This is a genomic window from Methylobacterium sp. J-077, assembly GCF_022829365.1.
Lineage (GTDB): Bacteria > Pseudomonadota > Alphaproteobacteria > Rhizobiales > Beijerinckiaceae > Methylobacterium.
In genome coordinates, this window is the sequence record NZ_JAKSYJ010000122.1 from 1 (window position 1) to 18,762 (window position 18,762).

Here is an 18,762-nt window from a genome sequence, read left to right on the forward strand (position 1 = left end):
CTTTGCGACCGTCTCCACGACCAACATCCCGCGCAAGCCTCCCGTTCGAGCCGGAAGGCATTGTGGATGACTTGTCCTGGGGGTCCCGTTTGGACGCCGATCACCCCGAGAACGGGGTCCTTATTCCACGCCTAATCACAAACGACTCCAGTCGTGCGGCAAGTTATGGCAAATTCTGGCCTCACTCGGTGCTGAAGAGACTCTTCCCGGTGATTCCGGCTTTGTCGAAAAAGGCTTGGTTGCGGTCGCGTGCATCCTTCAGCAGGTCGTCCCAACCGATCAGTTCGATGGAGCCACGGAAACCGTCGTTGGGCCGGTAGATCCGACCTCGTCCGTCCGCCGTCCGCTGCCAGGAGTACGTCCAGTCGTCGAGCCTGCCGACGATGTCCGCGACGATGAAGCAGTAAAAGATCGTGTTGCGGCCCAGTTGGATCGGGCGACCGCGCACATCCGTTAGCGTGCCCGACTGCAACTGGCGTACGTAACGCTCAACCTGAAGCTGCGGGTTCTCGTCGTCCGCGTACTGCTTGCGACCGGGCCGCTTGAACTCGACGAGGAGGACCTTGGACGGGTGCTCCTTCTGGCGAAGCCCGTGCACGTGGTCAAAGATCAGGACGTCCGGGCGTTCGTCGCTCTCTGCCTTCTCGGCGAGGGCGGAGAACTCGACGTCCGAACTGAAATACTGGGCGAACGCCAACCGCTCGTCGACGATCCAAAGGTCATGGGACGCCGCGGGTTCGACTTTCTTGCCCTTGCCCGTAATCGTGCTCACCCGCATCGGGCAGATGAAGGAGTGTAGGACGTCCTCGCGCTGGTACGTTGAGTCCCGCACGTCGTCGCGGACCTTCTCCAGCAGAATAGCAATGAAGTCGAGGACCACCTTACGCCGAACGATGTACTCGGCGAGGCTGCGTTGCTCCGCCTCCTCGATGGCCTTGCCGGCCTCTTGGATCGCTGTCCCGAACGACTCGGCGGTGACGTCGTTGTCCTTCAGGCGGGTCAGCACGGACCGGATCTTCTCGGCCTGGCGCTCGTCTCGACGGAAGCGCTCGCGCGACAGGTGACCGTAGATCGCGTCTTCCTTCAACTCGCCTGACGGCACCTTGTCCTGGAGCTCCTCAACGTCGCCGAACGCTATCGATGGATAGGTGGCTGTGATCGTCTCAATCTTGGCTCGCTGCTCCCCCTTCAGTCGTGACAGAGGGCCCTCCAGGAACTTCCCGACGTAGGGCCAGCAAACGTCGTTGATCATCCGTTCCAAGATGGCATCCTCGAACGTGAACTTGGTCCGCTCTTGGTTGACGTGCTTGTCGAGGAAATCACCCGTCAGAAGGGCATGAAAGACCAAGTTGTCGTTCGGACCGAAGTATCGGAGACCAAGCTTGCCGTCGATGCTTTGCGAATGTACGGTCCGGTCATGCGCGATGAAGTGGATGAAGTGCGATCCCTTGAGATCAGCGCTGGCGACCTTCTCGCACTCCATCATCGTCAGCGTGAGCTCGCCGAACTCCTCCTGCGGCAGGTCGTCCTTAGTCTCTCGGCGATGAACAATCTCGTTGATCGCCTGTGGGTAGGTTCGGGTCTCCTCGCTGACATGGACGGTGATCTCGGGACACCGCTTGCCGATGAAAGTCGGGAGGAAGTGGGACGTGAGATGCTGAAAGACGTAGTTGCCGCGCCCTGGCCACTTGTCCCGATAGCCGTTCCCTCGCAGACCCTTGAACTCGACGAGGAAGTAGGGCTCCCGAAGCACCGCGTCGGCTAGCGCCTCGTTCTGGATCTGGTTGTTGACGTCGAGGACGAAGTCGAACGTTCGCCGCTTCATGCCGGCGCCGTCGACAAATGCCGTGTCGACGCGGATGTTCGAGAAGCAGTCCAGCCACATAAGCCGGCCGACGCCCTTGCCACCAATCGCGATCTTGTTGTCCGTGTCCGTCGTGATGAACGCTTCCCAGTTGCGCTCGTCCAAGCCGGGGCCATTGTCCTCGACGATGGCTGTGACGGCATCCTTCTTCCTGTCGGTCTGCACCGTAACGGTCACCCGGCCATTGGCCGCGACGGCGTCCTTGTAGCGGGCCTGGGTGGAATGGATCGCGTTGCTGATCGCCTCGAAAAGGGGCTGCAATGCGTCTGCGACGTTCGCTGGCTTCGGTAGCCTAGCGATGCGCTTCACGAGGTTTGGACGAAGAGAGGTCACTCGCATTGCTTAGCCGGAGTCCCATGGGGCTAGGAAGTGATATTCGCGCCAAGAGGTGGCTCGTCAGGCAGCCTTAAGTGGCCGAGGTCCACAGAGCGCGCCTGGCACCGGACGACGTACTGATTGGGTCGGGGGCGCTTCCACGGCTTGGGCTTCCCGCAGCGACGCGGGATCCGCTCCAGCGCGGCGGTGAGCGTGCAGCCTGGCCGAAGCCCGCCGCAAGGGCGGCGAGCAGATAGTCCCCGCGCCGGCCGGTGCACCAGACGCCCCGCGTGTTCACGCGCACGTACGAGCATTCGCTTCTGCCCTGGCCGGCAATGCAACGCGTGTGGGAACCGGGCATGGTCGCGCATGTGGGTGACCAGTCCGTTGTACCCGCCTCCATCACATCGCGCAGAGGAGGGAAATCGGCTAAGATTGTTCTTTTTTTGTTCTCGAAACAAGCTTTCCCGGGATGGGCGTTCGCAACTTAGTGCCGGGTATCGGCCCGCACGCACCGGCAGGAACCGCGGTGCGCATGGAACTCGGGGCCGTGCCGCAGACTAGTGACAGCTAGAGTGCAGCCGGAATGGCAGACAGGCTGCCGCTAGCCTATCGAGGGCGAACCCCGTTCATCGATCGCATCGACACGAGCAGATCGCCGAGCCTTTGAATGTCAGCAGGCCCGGTCAATAACTCCGAAACAGGTACGTCGGGAACAGGCGCGTTAGCCCCGGAAGGGTCGACACCGGGCGGACGGCCGCTTGAAATCGAATGTCCGCTCCCGGGCGTTCAGCTAACCACTGCTCATGGCGCAAAGCCGAACGCACGCTTCAAGCGACTCAAGCGGAGCATTTAAAATCCTTCTCGCGCCGGCCTGTTCGTTCGGGCAAATCTTCTGATTCGGTCTGGCTTCTCGCCTGACCAGTCAGCCGACAAAAAAAAGGGCACTCATACCGCCAAGCTGGATCCCGCCAGCAGGCCACGGCCGAGCCGAAGCTGCTTCTAGGCAGCATGGGGAACGGCGGGGAACACCATGGGGAACATGGGGAACACCTCGGCCGGTCAGGACGTGCGAAAACGCCACCTGTGCAAGGAGTTAGTTGGAGCGGGCGATCGGGATCGAACCGACGACATTCAGCTTGGGAAGCTGACGTTCTACCACTGAACTACGCCCGCGGACACGGCTGGTGCGGTCTTGTTGGCTCCGGCAAGGCCGTGGCTTCGCCGGGGCTCCGTGCGCCCGTGTACGGAAGCGATCTAGCAGTCCCGTGGCGACGGCGTCAAACGGGGTTTTTCGGATTCGACGGGTTCGCGCGGACCGCAGCGCCGAGGGCACCCGTCTGCGCCGCGTGCAGGCAGGGGTGTGCTTCAAGCGATCCGGGAGACGTTGCCGGCCGAAGCGCCGTGGGGACCGCGGGCGACGTCGTAGGCCCGGTTGCGGAGTGCCGTCTCGCTCGGAAGCTGCTCGATTACATCGCCGGAATGTGGATCGACCACCTGGAACACGATCGAGCTGGTATCCGGATCCTGCACGTAGCGCGCCTTGTCGCCGGTCGGGGCGATGTCGAGCTTCACCGCCGGCTCCAGCGGCGCAGCCGCTTCCTGGGCCGGCGTGGTCTCCTGCGTGGCGGCCGAAGCGGCGGACGCCGCGAGGGCGTCGAGACCCTGCGGCCCCGGCGGCGTTGCATTCAGTGGACGGATATCCATCGCTGATCTCCTACGATCCTGTGATTGAGGGATTCAGCGGATCTGGCGCCTAAGCGTTCGTTAACGGCGCCCCCCAGCATAGGGGATGGTTGCGCCGCGGCCGGACTCGCAGTGAAGATCCTGTTACCAAACAGGCTGGCATTTGCGAGTCGCCGCGTGGCGGATGCCGCGCGTCGAGAGGGTCCCGCAGCCTGCCACCGCACCGCTGGGCGAGGCGTGCATTCGGAGGTATCCATGCGCCGGGTCCGAATGGCGGTCGTGCTGATGGCCTCGGTCCTCGCCGCCGGAACGCTGCCCGGCGCGCAGGCGCGGCCTGGCTTGTCGCCCCGCGAGGCGTTCTTTCGGCGGCACCGCTGTAAAATCGTGGCGCGCCTCGACGCGATCCATCGGCGCGGCCCGATCGAAACGTCGCGAGACCGCTTCATCGTCGTCGCGCTGCGCGATGAGCCGATGCACTACGTCCAGTGCATTTTCCAGCCCTACGATACCGCGATGCTGTGCGAAGCCTCATCCGGCGCCTACGGCCCAGGCGCTCCCGGGAAACCGGCCTTTCAGCTTCACCCGCAATCCCAGGCGGAGCTCCACGCCCTCCACTATGTCCAAACCGACGCCCGGGAGAATTTTGCTCGCACCGTCATCCTCGGAAATCCTGCGGATGTCGGCCTCGCCGCGGATTTGATGCTGGCGACGCTCTACGATGCCTACGGAGCCGGCCCAGACTCGGCGATCTCGATCACAGCGCCGCGCGGGGGCGGCGCCGGATGCGGCACGCCCACGTCCTGACCGGACGGGGCGTGCTGTGCACTCACTCAGCGGCGTCGACGTAGAGCTTGCCGCCCTCGGCCAAAAACTCCTGCGACTTTGCCCGCATGCCGGCCTCGGCCTCCGCCTGGGACATGGCGGGTGCCGCGCCGATCACTTCGCCGGCCTCTTCCATCGCCAGAACTTCGGCGCGCAGATCCTGCGTGATCTTCATCGAGCAGAATTTCGGGCCGCACATCGAACAGAAATGCGCGACCTTGTGGGCATCCTTGGGCAGGGTCTCGTCGTGGTAGCGGCGGGCGGTGTCCGGATCGAGCCCCAGGTTGAACTGGTCTTCCCAGCGGAAATCGAACCGGGCGCGGCTGAGCGCATCGTCGCGCAGCTGCGCGGCCGGGTGGCCCTTGGCGAGGTCGGCGGCGTGGGCGGCGATCTTGTAGGTGATCACGCCGGTCTTCACGTCGTCCCGGTCCGGAAGGCCGAGATGCTCCTTCGGGGTGACGTAACAGAGCATCGCGGTGCCGAACCAGCCGATCATGGCGGCGCCGATGCCCGAGGTGATGTGGTCGTAGCCGGGTGCGATGTCGGTGGTCAGCGGGCCCAGCGTGTAGAACGGCGCCTCGCCGCACTCCCGCAGCTGCTTCTCCATGTTGACCTTGATCTTGTGCATCGGCACGTGGCCGGGGCCCTCGATCATTACTTGGCAGCCCTTGTCCCAAGCGATCTTGGTGAGCTCGCCGAGCGTCTCCAACTCGCCGAACTGGGCGGCGTCGTTGGCGTCGGCGATCGAGCCCGGGCGCAGACCGTCGCCGAGCGAGAACGACACGTCGTAGGCCCGCATGATGTCGCAGATCTCGTCGAAATGCTCGTACAGGAACGATTCCCGGTGCCCGGCTAGGCACCAGCGCGCCATGATCGAGCCGCCGCGCGAGACGATGCCGGTGACGCGCCGCGCGGTCAGCGGCACGTAGGCCAGCCGCACGCCGGCATGGATGGTGAAGTAGTCGATGCCCTGCTCGGCCTGCTCGATCAGCGTGTCCTTGAAGACCTCCCAGTCGAGCTTGAGCGGGTCGCCGCCGACCTTCTCGAGCGCCTGGTAGATCGGCACGGTCCCGATCGGCACCGGTGAGTTGCGGATGATCCACGAGCGGATGTTGTGGATGTTGCGGCCGGTGGACAAGTCCATGACCGTATCGGCGCCCCAGCGGATCGACCAGACCAGCTTTTCCACCTCCAACGCGGCCGACGACGTGACCGCCGAGTTGCCGATATTGGCGTTGATCTTGACCACAAAATTCCGGCCGATCGCCATCGGCTCGAGTTCGGTGTGGTTGATGTTGGCCGGGATGATCGCCCGGCCGCGGGCGATCTCGTCGCGCACGAATTCCGGGGTGATGAACGGCGGCACGGAGGCGCCGAAGCTCTGGCCGTCGGCGAGGGTGGCCTCGGCGCCGGCCAGCATCGCCTCGCGACACGCGTTCTCGCGGTGCGCGACGTAGATCATCTCCTCGGTGATGATCCCGGCCCGGGCGAACTCGTACTGCGTCACCATCTGGCCGGGGCCGGCCTTGCGGATCGTGCGGGCGGCCGGGCACGGGTCCACGAGCTTGTCGCCGGCGAAGCCGTTATCCTCGGGCTTGACCGCCCGGGGCTCGACGGCGGCGTAGCCGCGCGCCGCGATCCAGGGCTCGCGCACGCCCGGCAGGCCGGCGGTGAGGTCGATGCGCGCGTCGGTCTCGGTGTAGGGGCCCGACGGATCGTAGACCCGCACCGGCTCCTCTTTCGGATCGGACAGGACGATCTCGCGATAGGGCACGCGGATGTCCGGCCGGCCGGCCGGGCTCGCATAGACCTTTCGCGATCCGGTGACCGGACCCGTGGTCACGGTCTCGGGGCTGCCTTTCACGTCCTTGGGAAGAACGGGTGCGTTCATGGGGGCCTCTCCTCGCGTTGGAGCGCTCCGGACCACGCGATGGCTGAGAAGAGATCCGGCCGCACGAATGCAGCCGCAGGTTCCCGTCCCTCCGCCGGTATGAGCCGGATCAGGTTCAAGGGTCAGGGCAGCGTGCCCAATCTCAGCCCCCTCGCGGGGCCCCCCTCGGAACGGTTCAAGACTCGGCCCCAGCAAAGGATTTGTCAATGCTATGGCAGGCGAGGGGGCTAACAGGATCGAGCGGTTCGGCGGCGGCTTCGATTAAGATGGATCAAACGCAGCCACAGACACTTCCCTGGCCAACTCCGAAGCAAATGCGCATCCTGTTCCTGCTGCTTGCCGCCGTGGTTCTGGTCTATCTGGCCGCGCTCGTGGCCGTGGCCGTGTTCCAGCGGCGGTTGATCTATCCCGGCGCGGCCTGGGCGGGCGAGCCGGCTCTCGACCGGTTGGCGCCTGCCGGGACCGAGGCGATCATCCTGACCGCCGAGGATGGGGAGCGGCTCTTCGCCCTGTGGCGGCCGCCGCGTCCGGGCTGCGGTGTGGTCGTCAGCTTCCACGGCAACGGCTCCCGCCCCGAGCCGCATGCCGCCCGCTTCGCTGCGGATCCGTGGGGCGCGGCCGGGTGGGGCGTGCTGGCGCCGGCCTATCGCGGCTATCCCGGCTCGACCGGATCGCCGAGCGAGGACGGGCTGATCCGCGACGGGATGGCGGCGGTGGCGGCCGCGATGGCGCGCGCCCCGGGGGCGCCGATCCTGCTGCACGGCCATTCCCTCGGCGCGGCGGTGGCGGTCGCGATGGCGGGGCGCGTCGCGGCGATCGGGCTCTATCTCGAGGCACCGTTCGATTCGCTCACCCATGCCGTGCGGCTGCATGTCCCGCTGGCCCCGTCCTGGCTCCTGCGCGACACCTACCGCTCGGATCTGCGCATCCGCGGCGGAACCGAGCCGGTCCTGATCGTTCAAGGCGCCGACGACCCGGTGGTGCCGGAAAAGCTCGCGCGGGCGCTGGCCGCGGCGGCGGGTCCCCGGGCGCGATTCGCGCTGGTCCCGGGCGACCACGTCTCGATCCTCGGCGTTCGGGACCGGGAAGCCGAGGCGGCGTTTCGCGGGCGCGTGGGGCCGGCCTGTCGCGCTGCGGACGGCGCCGTACCGTGATCGGGGTTGGGGGAAGCGCTTGGTCGGACGCCGCTCCCGGCGCTGGAACGCCGACGACCCGGATAGGCCTGGCGCCGTCCCCCGGGCAGATCCGGTCTGCCCGCTCTGCGGCCGGCCGATCCCGCCCCGTGCCCGCTCCAGCCTCCACCACCTCACCCCGAAGCTGAAGGGCGGGACACACCAGGGCACAGTCCGCCTGCACCAGATCTGCCATTCGGCGATCCACGCCCGCTACAGCGAGGCCGAGATCGCCAAGCGCCTGGCCGATGTCGAGGCGTTGCGGGCCGATCCGGAGATCGCCCGCTTCCTGGTCTGGATCCGCGGAAAACCCGACGATTTCCATGCCGCCACGCGCATGACCCGCGATCGGCGCGCGGGCAAGCGCCGGGATTGAGCAAGCCGTTTACCCGGCGCTCAGCACGAAAGCAGGTTCCGCTGCCAAGAACGCATCCCCGTCAACTTTAGCGCTTCACACTCGCCTCGGTCGCGGAGTTGGACGATGGGCGGGGCAAGGGACGGCCGGCTGGCCTGGGTCGATACCGCCAAGGGGATCTGCATCCTCCTGGTGGTGATGATGCATTCCGTCATCGGCACCGGCGCAGCGCTGGGCGGGGAGGGGTTCCTCCACCCGGTGGTGGCCTTCGCCAAGCCGTTCCGGATCCCGGATTTCTTCCTCCTGTCCGGCCTGTTCCTCGGCCGGGTGATCGACCGGGACTGGCGCATGTTTGCCGACCGCCGGGTGGTGCATTTCGCGTACTTTTATTTGCTTTGGCTCGTGATCCAGTCGGCCGCCCGCTACGGCAGCATCGTCGGCGAGGCCGGACCCGCGGCGTTCGCCGCCCATCTCACGCATGCGCTGGTCGAGCCGTATTCCAGCCTGTGGTTCGTCTACCTGCTGGCGGTGTTTTCCGTGGTGACCAAGGCCTTGCGCCGATGCCCGGCCGGAATGCTGCTCACCGGCGCCACCCTGCTGCAGATTGCCGATATCCGCAGCGACGCGACCCTGATCGAGGAATTCTGCGGCCGCTACGTCTACTTCGTGGCGGGTTACCTGTTCGCGGGCCGGATCTTCGCCCTGGCCGATGCGACACGCCGGCATATCGGCCTCGCGCTCGGCGGCCTCGCTACCTGGGCTATCTTGGAAGGGTGGCTCGCCCTGACGCCGACCGGCAGCCCGGTCTACCCGACCCTCGCCAGCCTGCCGCTGGTCAGCCTCGCCCTCGGCGCAGCGGGCGCCCTGGCGATCGTGGTCGTGGCGGCGCTGATCGAACGGGCGGGCGGCATGCTGGCCGAGGCCCTGCGTACCTGCGGCCAGCGCTCGATTGTGATCTACCTCGCCTTCTCGCTGCCGATGGCCGCGACCCGCGAGATCCTGGTCCGCACCGGCTTTATCACGGATATCGGCCTCGCCGGCCTGATCGTGATGGCGTCGGCCCTGCTGGTGCCGCTGGCTTGGGAGCGGCTGGTGCGTGGCACGCCGCTCGACCTGCTGTTCGTGCGCCCAGTCTGGTTCCGGCTGGCTGCCGGGCCGCGCCGATCCCTGGCGGCCACGTAAGGTCGGCGGTCTCAGCCCTCGAAGGCTACGCCGATCCGGCGGCTGCGCCGCCAAGCCACCGCGGCTAGGCGCGGATCGGCACCGTCCGTGAGGCGGATGGGGAAGCGGTCCGGCACGGCCTGATCATCCTCAACCTCGATCTGGGCGCCCGTCTCGGTCGCGTCCCAGACCAGACAGCCGACCTCGCCGCAGGCGAGCAGCAGCGTGCCGAACGTGAAGGCGTTCTTGCGGAATGCCCCGCGGCGATCCTCCGTCATCGCATTCTCCACCCGGCCCGCGAAGCCATGGCTCGCAGACCGGACGATGCCGGAGGGCGGTTAACAGCCCGGATATGGCTGCGCGACTGTTTCAGGCGACGAACGATCAATACTCGTCCCGGTCCTCCCGGTAGATGCGCCGCCGCGGGGCGTCGTCATCGTCGTCGTAGGACCGGCGCGGCCGCGGGCGGTCGTAATCGCGGCCGTAGCGGTCGTCGTCACGCCGCCGGTAATCGTCGCGTCGGCGGTCGTCGTAACCGTCGTCGCGATCCCGGGGGGCGACACCGCCGCCGCGGGTCTCGCTCAGGCGCGGCGCGTACCAACAGCTCTTCGGCTGACCCGGGGCGGGATCGCCGAAGGTCTGGCTGTTGCACGGGACCATGCCGCCCTGCGGGAAGGGGCGGCCGTTGGTCTTGCCGGGCACGCCGTAATAGACGTTGGTGGGGTAGGGCATCCGGCAGACCCCGCCATCCTGGGCGCAGGCGACCAAGTTCACCGTGTCGAGTTGCTCGACCCGCGCCGAAGCGGGCCCCACCACAACCGAACCGAGCAAAAGGCCCCCCAGGGCCACGGCAATCCTGCAACGCACGTCGTCGATCCCCTTTTCGCCGATGATCGCGGCCTCGATATCGCGGCCCGGTGGCTTCCGGCTAGAGCCCGGCACCGGTATGGCGAACCCATGACGGTCCGCATGCGGTTGCAGGCCGGGGCCGAAGCTTTTGTGACAGGGATCGGGCGCGCACCGGGTTGTCCACCGGGAGGCGCGCCGGGAGGAAACCATGCGGGATGCGTCGGCGCAGGAGCTCATGATCCTCAGCGCGCTGCAGGAATGCAGGCTCCAACTGGCCGCGGCGCAACAGAACGAGTCGACCCGCGCCGCCGTACGCCTCGAACTCGACGCGGCCCTGCGTCGCGAGGCCGTGCTGAAGGCCGAGATCGCTGAGGAGCGCGAGCGCACCGAGGCGGTGCGCGTCGTCCTGCTGGCGCTCAATGCCAGCATCGGCCGGTTCGGCCTGCGCCGGAAGCTGTTCACAGCGCGCATCGCCCGGCTCGGCCGCGAGACTCCGGATTCCGGCCCGCAATCGGTCCGGCATCCGGTGCTGCTCGCCGAGGCGCGGCGGGTGCTGGGTCAGGATCCGGCGGCGGCCGGTTAAGCAGAGGGGGCACTTGCTCACCCGGGGCGGGTGCTGAACGGATCGCTAACGGCCCCTTAAACCGCCGCATTTAGCGTGCGGAAACCGGGTTGCGCTGCAAGGCACGCGTGCGGCGGTCCGGAATCGTTGAAGACGGGATGCATGGCCAAGGGTCGAGGCAGGATGGAGCCGAATTTCGACGTGCCGGAAGGGCGCGTCCGGGATCGCGGCGAACTCGACCTGCGCTTGTCCCGGGACGATCGGGCCGGGACAGGAGAACGCGTGGGCAAGCGAGCGGACGAGACGGCGCGGGCCCCGACCAAGACCACGGCGCGCCGGACCCAAAAGAAGTCCGGCCGGCGCCGTCGCTCGTGGCTCGGACGAATCGTCTACGGCACCGTGGTGCTCGGCCTGTGGGCGGTGATCGGAATCGCCGGGCTGATCGCCTACCACGCGTCGCAGCTCCCGCCGATCGACCAGCTGGCAGTGCCCAAGCGGCCGCCCAACATCGCCATCCTGGCGAGCGACGGCTCGCTGCTCGCCAACCGCGGTGAGACCGGCGGCCGGGTGGTCTCGATCAAGGAGCTGCCGCCCTACCTGCCCCGGGCCTTCGTGGCGATCGAGGATCGGCGCTTCTACCAGCATTTCGGCGTCGACCCGGTGGGCATCCTGCGGGCGATCGGCCAGAACCTGACCAGGCGCGGCGTCGCGCAGGGTGGCTCCACACTGACCCAGCAGCTCGCCAAGAATCTCTTTTTGACTCCTGAACGTTCGGCCTCGCGAAAGATCCAGGAGGCGATCCTCGCCCTGTGGCTGGAGCATAAGTACAGCAAGGACGAGATCCTCGAACTGTACCTGAACCGGGTCTATTTCGGCGCCGGCGCCTACGGCGTCGAGGCGGCGGCGCAGCGCTATTTCGGCAAGCCCGCCAAGGAAGTGTCGCTGGCCCAGGCCGCGATGCTCGGCGGCCTCGTGCAAGCGCCCTCGCGGCTCGCTCCGAACCGCAACCTGCCCGCCGCCCAGGCGCGGGCCGCGCAGGTGCTCGCCGCCATGCAGGAGCTCGGCTTCGTGCCGGCGCAGGACGTCAAGGTGGCGCTGGCCCAGCCGGCCCGGCCGGCCAATGCCCGCGGCGGCGGCTCGGCCAATTACGTCGCCGACCTCGTGATGGACGTGCTCGACGATTACGTCGGCAAGTTCGACACCGACATCACGGTCCAGACCACCGTGGATACGAGCCTCCAGGCGCTGGCCGAAAAATCGCTCACCGACGAGTTGAACGCCAGGGGCGTGCGGTTCAACGTCGGCCAGGGCGCTCTGGTCTCGATGCGGCCCGACGGGGCAATCCGCGCGCTGATCGGTGGGCGCGACTACGCGCAGAGCCAGTTCAACCGCGCGACCACGGCAAAGCGCCAGCCCGGCTCGTCTTTCAAGCCGTTCGTTTACCTCGCCGCCGTGGAGCACGGGGCCACCCCGGAAACGGTGAAGGACGACGCGCCGATCCGGATCGGCAACTGGGCGCCGGAGAACTACTCCCACCGCTACGAAGGCCCCGTCACCCTGCGCACGGCGCTGGCGCATTCGCTCAACACGGTGGCGGTGCGGCTCGGCCAGGAAGTCGGCCCGAAGACGGTGGTGCAGACGGCCCAGCGGCTGGGCATCACCTCGCCGCTCCAGGCCAACGGCTCGATCGCGCTCGGCACCTCCGAGGTGACCCTGCTGGAGATGGTCGGCGCCTACGGGGCCTTCGCCAATGGCGGCACCGGGGTGATCCCCTACGTGGTCACCTCGGTGAAGAGCGCCGCCGGCGCGATGCTGTACAAGCGCTCCGACAACGGGCTCGGCCGGGTCATCGACGCCAATGCCGACGGCATGATGAATGCCATGATGCACGAGACCTTCGTGTCCGGCACCGCCAAGAAGGCGGACATCCCGGGCTGGGATCTCGCGGGCAAGACCGGCACCACCCAGGATTTCCGCGATGCCTGGTTCATCGGCTATTCCGGCAGCCTCGTCACCGGGATCTGGCTCGGCAACGACGATGGCGAACTGACCAAGAAGGTCACCGGTGGCAACCTGCCGGCGGAGATCTGGAAGACCTACATGACCCAGGCTCTGAAGGGCCAGACCCCGGTGCCGCTGCCGGGCCTCAACCGCTGGCGCAAGCCGCCGCCCGAGACCACCGCCTCGGTGGCGAGCGCGGCGCCGAGTTCCCCTGCCGACCTCCTGGGCCAGATCTTCGGCGATCCGGCCGCCCCGGCGCCCCGCCAGCAGGCCCCGGCGCGCCGGACGCCACAAAAGGACGACCGCAACTTCGTCGAGAAGCTGTTCGGGATCGGCGAATAGCCGGTCCCGGCTCATCGCCGGATCAGGACGACGCCGCCGATCAGGAGCGCGACGCCGAGCGCGCGCGGCAGGTCGATCGGCCTTTGGGCGAGGCCGATCCAGCCGTAGTGATCGAAGATCACCGAGGCCAGCATCTGGCCGGTGACCAGGAGAGCCAAAAAAGTTCCGGCCCCGAGCTGCGGGACGAGGATGATCCCGAGGCCGATGAAGGTCGCCCCGAACAGCCCGCCGCTCCACGCCCACCACGGGATCCGAGCCAGCACGCCGGCGGACGGGATCGGGTCGCGGGCCGCGAGGGCGAACGCAGTCATGCACGCCACCCCGACCGTGAAGCTCACGACACCCGACAACGCGGCGGAGTTGAGGGCCGTGCGCAGATTCGCGTTCAGCGCTTGCTGGATGACGATGCTGACGCCCGCCGCGAGGGCGAGAACCGAGGGGAAGAGCAGCTTCAGCATGTTGGGCGGATGCTTTCGGATGACGGCGTGACCGAGGGGGCTGTCCCGTCTTGACAATCATCCCGCGTCCATGCCGTCAAATGCCTGCTTTGGCCATATCCATGCATATAAGGCATGATGAACCCAGCCCATCTAGACCTTTTCCGCGCGGTCCGGCGTCACGGCGGGATGACCAAGGCCGCGGCGGCGCTCGGTATCGGGCAGCCGCATATCAGCCGGGCCATCGCGCAGCTGGAAGCGGATCTCGGATTCGACCTCTTCGTTCGCGGCCACGGCAGCGCGTCGCCGACCCGGGAGGGTGAGGCCTTCGCCCGCGAGGTGGAGCGGACTTATGCGGGGCTCGAACAGCTCCGTCATGCGGCGCGCGAGATCCGGGAGGTCGGGGCCGGCCAGCTCCGCATCGCGTGCCAGCCGTCGTTGGCGAGGCAAGTGCTGCCCCGCGCCATCCGGCGCCTGAGCGTCGAACATCCCGCTTTGCGCGTGGCGGTCCATGTGCCGAGCCCCGACACGATCTGGTCCTGGGTTGCGTCGGGCCAGTGCGAGATCGGGCTCGTCCGGCCGCGCTCCGGCCATACCGGCGTGACCGGCGAACCTTTCCTCGCGGTCGATGCTGTCTGCGCCTTGCCGCAGCATCATGCGTTGGCCCGCAAGGCGGTGGTGACGGTTCAGGATCTCGCCGGCGAGGCTCTGGTCGCGGGTGCGCCGGGCACCTTTCAGGACGGGATCGAGCGCCTCCTGGCACAGGCCGGGATCCCGCCGCGCTTTCCGTTCATGGCCCAGTACACGGCGGCCCGTTGCGGTCTCGTGGCGGAAGGTCTGGGCCTTGCCATCGTCGATCCGGTGCCGGCGCGCGCGCTCACGGATCTGCCGATCGTGCTGCGGCCGTTCCAGCCGTCCCTGACCATCGAGACGGCGCTGATCCGGCCGGCTGGACGGCCCCCGGACCAGATGGCCGCTCGCCTGATCGCGTTCCTGGCCGAGGAGCGCGACGCCCTGATCGTCGACCTGGCGCCCAAACGGCGCTGAAGCCGCACGGGTCGATCGCGACGATCGTCCACAGCCCGTCACAGCATCGGCAGCATCCGCGGCCGCTTCCCCCGGGGGAAATACGCATCGATCATGGCGATCTCGGCCGGGCCGAGATGCAGGTCGGCCGCGCCGGCATTCTCGATCGCCCGGGCCGGGCGACCGGTCTTGGGGATCGTGAAGGTGCCGGGCAGCCGAGTTAGGAAGGCGAGGGCCACCGCATAGGGCGTCGTGCCGTGGGCGTTGGCGATGCCGTCGAGGACGCGACCGCCGGCGCTGGCCGGGTCGGGGAACTCGCCGCTGCCGAACGGGGAATAGCCGACCATCGCCACCCCGTGCGTCTCGCACCAGGGCAGCACCGCGTGCTCGATCGCCCGCTCGTTGAGGTGGTACAGCACCTGGTTGCAGGCGATCCGGTCAGGCCCGGCGATCGCCAGCACCCGGTCGAGGTCGTCGACGTCGAAGTTGCTCAGCCCCCAGGACAGGATCTTGCCGACCCGGCGCAGATCCTCGAACCCCGCGATCGTCTCCGCCAGGGGATGCTGGCCGGGCCAGTGCAGCAGGTAGCTGTCGAGCCGGTCTGTCTTGAGCCGCCGCAGGGAGGCCTCGCAGGATCGCACGACGCCCCGGCGCGTGGCGTTGCCCGGGACCGCCTTCGAGACGAGGAACACCTCCTCGCGGCAATCCGCGATGGCCTCGGCCACGATGGCTTCGGCGTCGCCATACATCTCGGCCGTATCGATATGCGTCATGCCGGCATCGATGCCGGCCCGCAGGGCGCGCACGGCGTCGGCCCGGTCCGAGCCATCGATGTGCCACGTGCCCTGGCCGATGACCGGCACCGAGATGCGCGTCGCCCCGAAGCTCCTGGCGTGCATGGCAGCGCTCCCTTCCCGGCCGGATGGGTTCTCGTTTTTGATCGTCGGCCCGCCCGCTCGGGCCGAGCCGGCGTCCGGACCCCGCCGCGCCTTACTCGCGCCATCTTGGGGGGATGAGCAATGGGCCGTCGCCGCTCCGGTGTTGAACTTTAGGCCAGTGTCTCACGCCGCGCTCAACGAGGCCGCCCGGGGGCCTGCCAAGCCCGGACCGCGGTGGACCGCGCTGGCCCTGTGGGAGACGCGCTGATGTTGCCGGCCCACCGGATGTTCTGGGGCCTGATCCTGCTCGCCGCCGCCGGCGCGGGGCTGCTCTACAACATCATCTTCGCGGATGCCGCCGCCCCGCTCGCCGGCTTCACCTACGGCCTGTGCATGGGCGCCACGGTGCTGGCCTTCGACCGCGGCCTGATCCTGGCCGGGCTGCAGGCGCGGATCCGGCGCCTGCCGGCCTGGCTCTACGTGGTGGCGGCCGAACTCGCCTACGTGCTAATGATTGTCGCCGGCAACGCGCTGGGCGGCCTGATCGTCTGGAGCCTCGGCCTGACCGGCGACGAGCTCGCGGTGGCGACCCGAATGACCGCCCGCGTCCTCGCCTACGCGCTGGCGGTGGCCGGCCTCCTGGTCTTCGTGATCCGGATGCGGGATCTCGTCGGCGGCGAGATCTTCGTGAATTTCATGATCGGCCGCTACCACAAGCCGGTCGCCGAGGAGCGGATCTTCCTGTTCCTCGACGTGGTCGGGTCGACCGCCTTCGCCGAGACGCATGGCGATCTGCGCGCGCAGGAATATCTCAGCGCGGTCTTCGCCACCCTGGCCGAGCCGGTGCGCCGCAACGGCGGCTCCGTCGACGACTATATCGGCGACCTCGCGATGGTGACTTGGCCGATGGGCCGCGGGCTGAAGGATGCCCGCTGCGTCACCTGCGTGTTCGACGTGATCGACCGGATCGAGGCCGATGAGGCCGCCTGGACCGCCCGGTTCGGCACGGTGCCGAAGCTGCGCGCCGCGCTGCATGGCGGCTCGGTGGTCACCGCCGAAGTGGGCGTCGACCGTCACAAGATCGCGTATTTCGGCGATGCCGTGAACGTCACCTCGCGGATCGAGGCCCTGTGCCGGCCGCTCGGGGTCGGCATCCTGATCTCACAAGATCTCCTGGGCCGGCTGCCGCGCCTGCCCCCGGGCGTGCGGGCGCGCTCGCTGGGGGCGCATGCCCTGCGCGGCCGCGGCGCGCCGCTCGCGGTGGCGACGCTGGAGCACGGCGGCGCCGATACGGCGCTCGCCGAGGAGCCGGTGCCGCGTCGGGTTGCGGCGCGCTGATGGCCTCCACTGAAACCGGAGCCTGGACAGCCTTGCTCGTCGTCAAGCTGGTGCTGCGTTTCGGGCTGCCCTTGATCGGGCTGGTCGTTATCGGCCGGGCGGTCGTCCACTCGATCGGCGGCGATATCGAGCGCTGGCAGTTTGCCCTCGGGGCGCTCTTGATCCTGGCGGGCTTCGTCTCGAAGCTGGTGCCCCGGCGATGAGCGCGGAAGAGAGCCGTCCGCCGATCTACCTCGACGCCGATGCCTGCCCGGTGAAGGACGAGACCTATCGGGTCGCGGCGCGCTACGGCCTCATCGTCCACGTCGTCGCCAACAGCGTGCTCAACTTGCCGCGCGAGCCCTGGATCGTGCGCGTCGTCGTCGGCTCGGCGCTGGACGCCGCCGACGACTGGATCGCCGAGCGTGCGGGGCGCGGCAGCATCGTGCTTACCGCCGACGTGCCGCTCGCCGCCCGCTGCGTGAAGGCCGGCGCCACAGTGCTGGCCTTCACCGGCAAGCCGTTCAGCGAGGCCTCAATCGGCATGGCGCTGGCAACCCGGGACCTGATGCAGTCCCTGCGGGAGGCCGGCACGATCACGGGCGGCCCGCCGCCCTTCTCCCGCGCCGACCGGTCGGCGTTCCTGTCGGCCCTCGACCGGGCGGTGAACCGGATCCTGCGGGAGCGCGCCTAGCGCGTCATCCTGGGCATCAGAACCGATATGATGCGCTAAGATTCTAGCGTTGCATCATTTTTTCCGAAGACGGGTGGCCATCTGCCGGGACGACACCCCGACGCGTCGCATGCGCCGCGACGCGTGATCGGTTTCTTCCGGGGGCGCAGAGCTTGCTGCACCGTTGCTCCGGCGGTCACCCGCCGGACCTGCACGCGCCCTTGCCAGATTCCGACGCGTAGGCGTTGATGATGGCCGCCAGCAGGCCGGGAAACCGAGCCTCTACCTCGTCCCACCGCGAGCGGTTGCGCATCTCCACGCCGTGCCGTTCACTCCGGATCAGTCCGGCCTCGCGCAGCACCTTGAAGTGCGTGGACAGCGACGATTTCGGGATGACGCGATCGCCAAGGGCCGAGACGGCCGAGCAGGCCTCGACGCAGCCTGCGCGCATAATCCTGGCGAAGATCGCCGCACGGTTCGGATCGGCCAGAGCGTGAAGGATCGCCTCCGGTTGGACGTCCTCGATTGCGGGGTGAAACAAGGGCCTCATGATTTTCGCATGTAGGGGCTTGAACCGTGCTTCCTTAGTTCCGAAGTTCCGAACTATGGGATTTTTGGACTCCTTCCGGAGCCGGTCCCCCTCGGAGGTTAGCACAGATGTCGAAGCTTGAGGGCAAGATCGCCGTGGTGACCGGCGGGTCGAAGGGCATCGGGGCCGCGATCGCCAAAGCGTTGGCGCAGGCCGGCGCCGCAGTCGTGGTCAATTATGCGACCAGCAAGGCGGATGCGGATGCGGTCGTCGAGGCCATCACCGTGGGCGGTGGCAGGGCCGTCGCGGTCCAGGGCGACGTCTCCAAAGCCGCGCAGGCGCAGGGCTTGATCGCGGCGGCGGTGGAGCAGTTCGGCCGGCTCGACGTGCTCGTCAATAATTCCGGCGTCTACGAATTCGCGACGATCGAAGAGATCACGGAGGCGCATTATCGCCGTCTGTTCGACGTCAACGTGCTGGGCGTCCTGCTGACGACCCAAGCGGCCACGCCGCATCTCGGGGATGGCGCGAGCATCATCAACATTTCGTCGGCCATCACGCACGTGCATACGCCGGCCGCCGCCGTTTATGCCGGGACCAAGGGGGCTCTGAACGCGATCTCGGGCGTCTTGGCCAACGAACTGGCGACCCGCAGAATACGCGTGAACGTGGTCAGCCCGGGCTTCGTGGTCACGGATGGCACGCATACGGCCGGCGTCGTCGGCTCCGACATGGAGGCCAGCCTCGTTGCCCAGACGCCGCTCGGCCGCGCCGGACGACCGGACGATATCGCTGGGGTGGTGGCGTTCCTGGCATCCGACGACGCGCGCTGGCTGACCGGGGAGGTGATCACGGCCAGCGGCGGTATTCGCTGACGCGCGC

Annotated in this window: 19 protein-coding genes, 1 tRNA gene and 1 riboswitch; of the genes, 11 read left to right on the forward strand and 9 right to left on the reverse strand. The window is 67.9% G+C overall.

Going from position 1 to position 18,762, the window contains the following annotated elements:
• Positions 1 to 181: 181 nt before the first annotated feature.
• The 3 genes from MKL11_RS15345 to MKL11_RS15355 all read right to left on the reverse strand — a co-directional run bounded on the left by MKL11_RS15345 (position 182) and on the right by MKL11_RS15355 (position 3,886).
• Positions 182 to 2,125, reverse strand: coding sequence for an ATP-binding protein (locus MKL11_RS15345; protein ID WP_243944851.1), 1,944 nt, complete (start codon positions 2,123 to 2,125; stop codon positions 182 to 184).
• Between the two features lie 1,155 nt (positions 2,126 to 3,280).
• Positions 3,281 to 3,355: transfer RNA gene (locus tag MKL11_RS15350), tRNA-Gly, on the reverse strand.
• 192 nt (positions 3,356 to 3,547) lie between these two features.
• A complete protein-coding gene (locus MKL11_RS15355) occupies positions 3,548 to 3,886 on the reverse strand; it encodes a flagellar protein FlaG (protein WP_243944853.1) in 339 nt (112 codons plus the stop codon).
• A 234-nt stretch (positions 3,887 to 4,120) separates the two neighbouring features.
• Here MKL11_RS15355 and MKL11_RS15360 point away from each other — a divergent pair, with 234 nt between their 5' ends.
• Positions 4,121 to 4,669 carry a hypothetical protein gene (locus MKL11_RS15360; RefSeq protein ID WP_243944856.1) on the forward strand — a complete coding sequence of 183 codons (549 nt, stop codon included), beginning with the start codon at positions 4,121 to 4,123 and terminating at the stop codon, positions 4,667 to 4,669.
• Positions 4,670 to 4,691: 22 nt separating this feature from the next.
• Here MKL11_RS15360 and thiC read toward each other — a convergent pair whose 3' ends face one another.
• Complete coding sequence (gene thiC / locus MKL11_RS15365) at positions 4,692 to 6,578, reverse strand: phosphomethylpyrimidine synthase ThiC (protein ID WP_243944858.1); 1,887 nt, start codon at positions 6,576 to 6,578, stop codon at positions 4,692 to 4,694.
• A gap of 69 nt (positions 6,579 to 6,647) precedes the next feature.
• Positions 6,648 to 6,754, reverse strand: a riboswitch (TPP riboswitch).
• Positions 6,755 to 6,892: 138 nt separating this feature from the next.
• Between thiC and MKL11_RS15370 the strand changes: the two genes are divergently transcribed.
• The 3 genes from MKL11_RS15370 to MKL11_RS15380 all read left to right on the forward strand — a co-directional run bounded on the left by MKL11_RS15370 (position 6,893) and on the right by MKL11_RS15380 (position 9,287).
• On the forward strand, positions 6,893 to 7,732 hold the full coding sequence (locus MKL11_RS15370; protein WP_243944860.1) for an alpha/beta hydrolase: 840 nt from the start codon (positions 6,893 to 6,895) through the stop codon (positions 7,730 to 7,732).
• Between the two features lie 19 nt (positions 7,733 to 7,751).
• Complete coding sequence (locus MKL11_RS15375; protein ID WP_243944862.1) at positions 7,752 to 8,126, forward strand: HNH endonuclease; 375 nt, start codon at positions 7,752 to 7,754, stop codon at positions 8,124 to 8,126.
• Positions 8,127 to 8,231: 105 nt separating this feature from the next.
• On the forward strand, positions 8,232 to 9,287 hold the full coding sequence (locus MKL11_RS15380) for an acyltransferase family protein (protein ID WP_243944865.1): 1,056 nt from the start codon (positions 8,232 to 8,234) through the stop codon (positions 9,285 to 9,287).
• A gap of 11 nt (positions 9,288 to 9,298) precedes the next feature.
• Here the strand turns inward: MKL11_RS15380 and MKL11_RS15385 are convergent, their stop codons facing one another.
• Together MKL11_RS15385 and MKL11_RS15390 are read right to left on the reverse strand one after the other, a co-directional pair.
• On the reverse strand, positions 9,299 to 9,544 hold the full coding sequence (locus MKL11_RS15385; protein ID WP_243944867.1) for a pilus assembly protein PilZ: 246 nt from the start codon (positions 9,542 to 9,544) through the stop codon (positions 9,299 to 9,301).
• Between the two features lie 106 nt (positions 9,545 to 9,650).
• Positions 9,651 to 10,133 (reverse strand): hypothetical protein, encoded by a 483-nt coding sequence (locus MKL11_RS15390; RefSeq protein WP_243944869.1) that lies wholly within the window; start codon positions 10,131 to 10,133, stop codon positions 9,651 to 9,653.
• A gap of 190 nt (positions 10,134 to 10,323) precedes the next feature.
• Here MKL11_RS15390 and MKL11_RS15395 point away from each other — a divergent pair, with 190 nt between their 5' ends.
• On the forward strand, positions 10,324 to 10,698 hold the full coding sequence (locus tag MKL11_RS15395) for an ATP-dependent helicase (protein ID WP_243944871.1): 375 nt from the start codon (positions 10,324 to 10,326) through the stop codon (positions 10,696 to 10,698).
• Positions 10,699 to 10,839: 141 nt separating this feature from the next.
• On the forward strand, positions 10,840 to 13,020 hold the full coding sequence (locus MKL11_RS15400) for a transglycosylase domain-containing protein (protein WP_243944873.1): 2,181 nt from the start codon (positions 10,840 to 10,842) through the stop codon (positions 13,018 to 13,020).
• Positions 13,021 to 13,031: 11 nt separating this feature from the next.
• Here MKL11_RS15400 and MKL11_RS15405 read toward each other — a convergent pair whose 3' ends face one another.
• Positions 13,032 to 13,478, reverse strand: a complete 447-nt coding sequence (locus tag MKL11_RS15405; RefSeq protein ID WP_243944875.1) for a DMT family transporter — start codon at positions 13,476 to 13,478, stop codon at positions 13,032 to 13,034.
• A 114-nt stretch (positions 13,479 to 13,592) separates the two neighbouring features.
• On the opposite strand from MKL11_RS15405, the gene MKL11_RS15410 reads away from it, so the two are divergent.
• Positions 13,593 to 14,504, forward strand: coding sequence for a LysR family transcriptional regulator (locus tag MKL11_RS15410; RefSeq protein ID WP_243944878.1), 912 nt, complete (start codon positions 13,593 to 13,595; stop codon positions 14,502 to 14,504).
• 38 nt (positions 14,505 to 14,542) lie between these two features.
• On the opposite strand, the gene MKL11_RS15415 is transcribed toward MKL11_RS15410, so the two are convergent.
• On the reverse strand, positions 14,543 to 15,382 hold the full coding sequence (locus tag MKL11_RS15415) for an aldo/keto reductase (RefSeq protein WP_243944880.1): 840 nt from the start codon (positions 15,380 to 15,382) through the stop codon (positions 14,543 to 14,545).
• 246 nt (positions 15,383 to 15,628) lie between these two features.
• On the opposite strand from MKL11_RS15415, the gene MKL11_RS15420 reads away from it, so the two are divergent.
• Genes MKL11_RS15420 through MKL11_RS15430 form a run of 3 tightly spaced genes read left to right on the forward strand, consistent with a single transcriptional unit; the run spans position 15,629 to position 17,372 of the window.
• On the forward strand, positions 15,629 to 16,699 hold the full coding sequence (locus tag MKL11_RS15420) for an adenylate/guanylate cyclase domain-containing protein (protein WP_243944882.1): 1,071 nt from the start codon (positions 15,629 to 15,631) through the stop codon (positions 16,697 to 16,699).
• 32 nt (positions 16,700 to 16,731) lie between these two features.
• Positions 16,732 to 16,902 carry a hypothetical protein gene (locus tag MKL11_RS15425; RefSeq protein WP_243944884.1) on the forward strand — a complete coding sequence of 57 codons (171 nt, stop codon included), beginning with the start codon at positions 16,732 to 16,734 and terminating at the stop codon, positions 16,900 to 16,902.
• Positions 16,899 to 17,372 (forward strand): YaiI/YqxD family protein, encoded by a 474-nt coding sequence (locus tag MKL11_RS15430; protein ID WP_243944886.1) that lies wholly within the window; start codon positions 16,899 to 16,901, stop codon positions 17,370 to 17,372. The genes MKL11_RS15425 and MKL11_RS15430 overlap by 4 nt, the downstream gene beginning before the upstream one ends.
• 175 nt (positions 17,373 to 17,547) lie before the next feature.
• Here MKL11_RS15430 and MKL11_RS15435 read toward each other — a convergent pair whose 3' ends face one another.
• Entirely contained in the window at positions 17,548 to 17,901 is a 354-nt protein-coding gene (locus MKL11_RS15435) for an ArsR/SmtB family transcription factor (protein ID WP_243944888.1), read from the reverse strand.
• A 107-nt stretch (positions 17,902 to 18,008) separates the two neighbouring features.
• Between MKL11_RS15435 and MKL11_RS15440 the strand changes: the two genes are divergently transcribed.
• A complete protein-coding gene (locus MKL11_RS15440; protein ID WP_243944890.1) occupies positions 18,009 to 18,755 on the forward strand; it encodes a glucose 1-dehydrogenase in 747 nt (248 codons plus the stop codon).
• Positions 18,756 to 18,762 lie beyond the last annotated feature (7 nt).

What these genes read in the sequence shown, in the direction of transcription:
- MKL11_RS15355 (WP_243944853.1), bottom strand. Translation starts at nt 3,886, where the DNA reads ATGGATATCCGTCCACTGAATGCAACGCCGCCGGGGCCGCAGGGTCTC.
- MKL11_RS15360 (WP_243944856.1), top strand. Translation starts at nt 4,121, where the DNA reads ATGCGCCGGGTCCGAATGGCGGTCGTGCTGATGGCCTCGGTCCTCGCC.
- thiC (WP_243944858.1), bottom strand. Translation starts at nt 6,578, where the DNA reads ATGAACGCACCCGTTCTTCCCAAGGACGTGAAAGGCAGCCCCGAGACC.
- MKL11_RS15370 (WP_243944860.1), top strand. Translation starts at nt 6,893, where the DNA reads ATGCGCATCCTGTTCCTGCTGCTTGCCGCCGTGGTTCTGGTCTATCTG.
- MKL11_RS15380 (WP_243944865.1), top strand. Translation starts at nt 8,232, where the DNA reads ATGGGCGGGGCAAGGGACGGCCGGCTGGCCTGGGTCGATACCGCCAAG.
- MKL11_RS15385 (WP_243944867.1), bottom strand. Translation starts at nt 9,544, where the DNA reads ATGACGGAGGATCGCCGCGGGGCATTCCGCAAGAACGCCTTCACGTTC.
- MKL11_RS15395 (WP_243944871.1), top strand. Translation starts at nt 10,324, where the DNA reads ATGCGGGATGCGTCGGCGCAGGAGCTCATGATCCTCAGCGCGCTGCAG.
- MKL11_RS15400 (WP_243944873.1), top strand. Translation starts at nt 10,840, where the DNA reads ATGGCCAAGGGTCGAGGCAGGATGGAGCCGAATTTCGACGTGCCGGAA.
- MKL11_RS15405 (WP_243944875.1), bottom strand. Translation starts at nt 13,478, where the DNA reads ATGCTGAAGCTGCTCTTCCCCTCGGTTCTCGCCCTCGCGGCGGGCGTC.
- MKL11_RS15410 (WP_243944878.1), top strand. Translation starts at nt 13,593, where the DNA reads ATGATGAACCCAGCCCATCTAGACCTTTTCCGCGCGGTCCGGCGTCAC.
- MKL11_RS15415 (WP_243944880.1), bottom strand. Translation starts at nt 15,382, where the DNA reads ATGCACGCCAGGAGCTTCGGGGCGACGCGCATCTCGGTGCCGGTCATC.
- MKL11_RS15420 (WP_243944882.1), top strand. Translation starts at nt 15,629, where the DNA reads ATGTTGCCGGCCCACCGGATGTTCTGGGGCCTGATCCTGCTCGCCGCC.
- MKL11_RS15430 (WP_243944886.1), top strand. Translation starts at nt 16,899, where the DNA reads ATGAGCGCGGAAGAGAGCCGTCCGCCGATCTACCTCGACGCCGATGCC.
- MKL11_RS15435 (WP_243944888.1), bottom strand. Translation starts at nt 17,901, where the DNA reads ATGAGGCCCTTGTTTCACCCCGCAATCGAGGACGTCCAACCGGAGGCG.
- MKL11_RS15440 (WP_243944890.1), top strand. Translation starts at nt 18,009, where the DNA reads ATGTCGAAGCTTGAGGGCAAGATCGCCGTGGTGACCGGCGGGTCGAAG.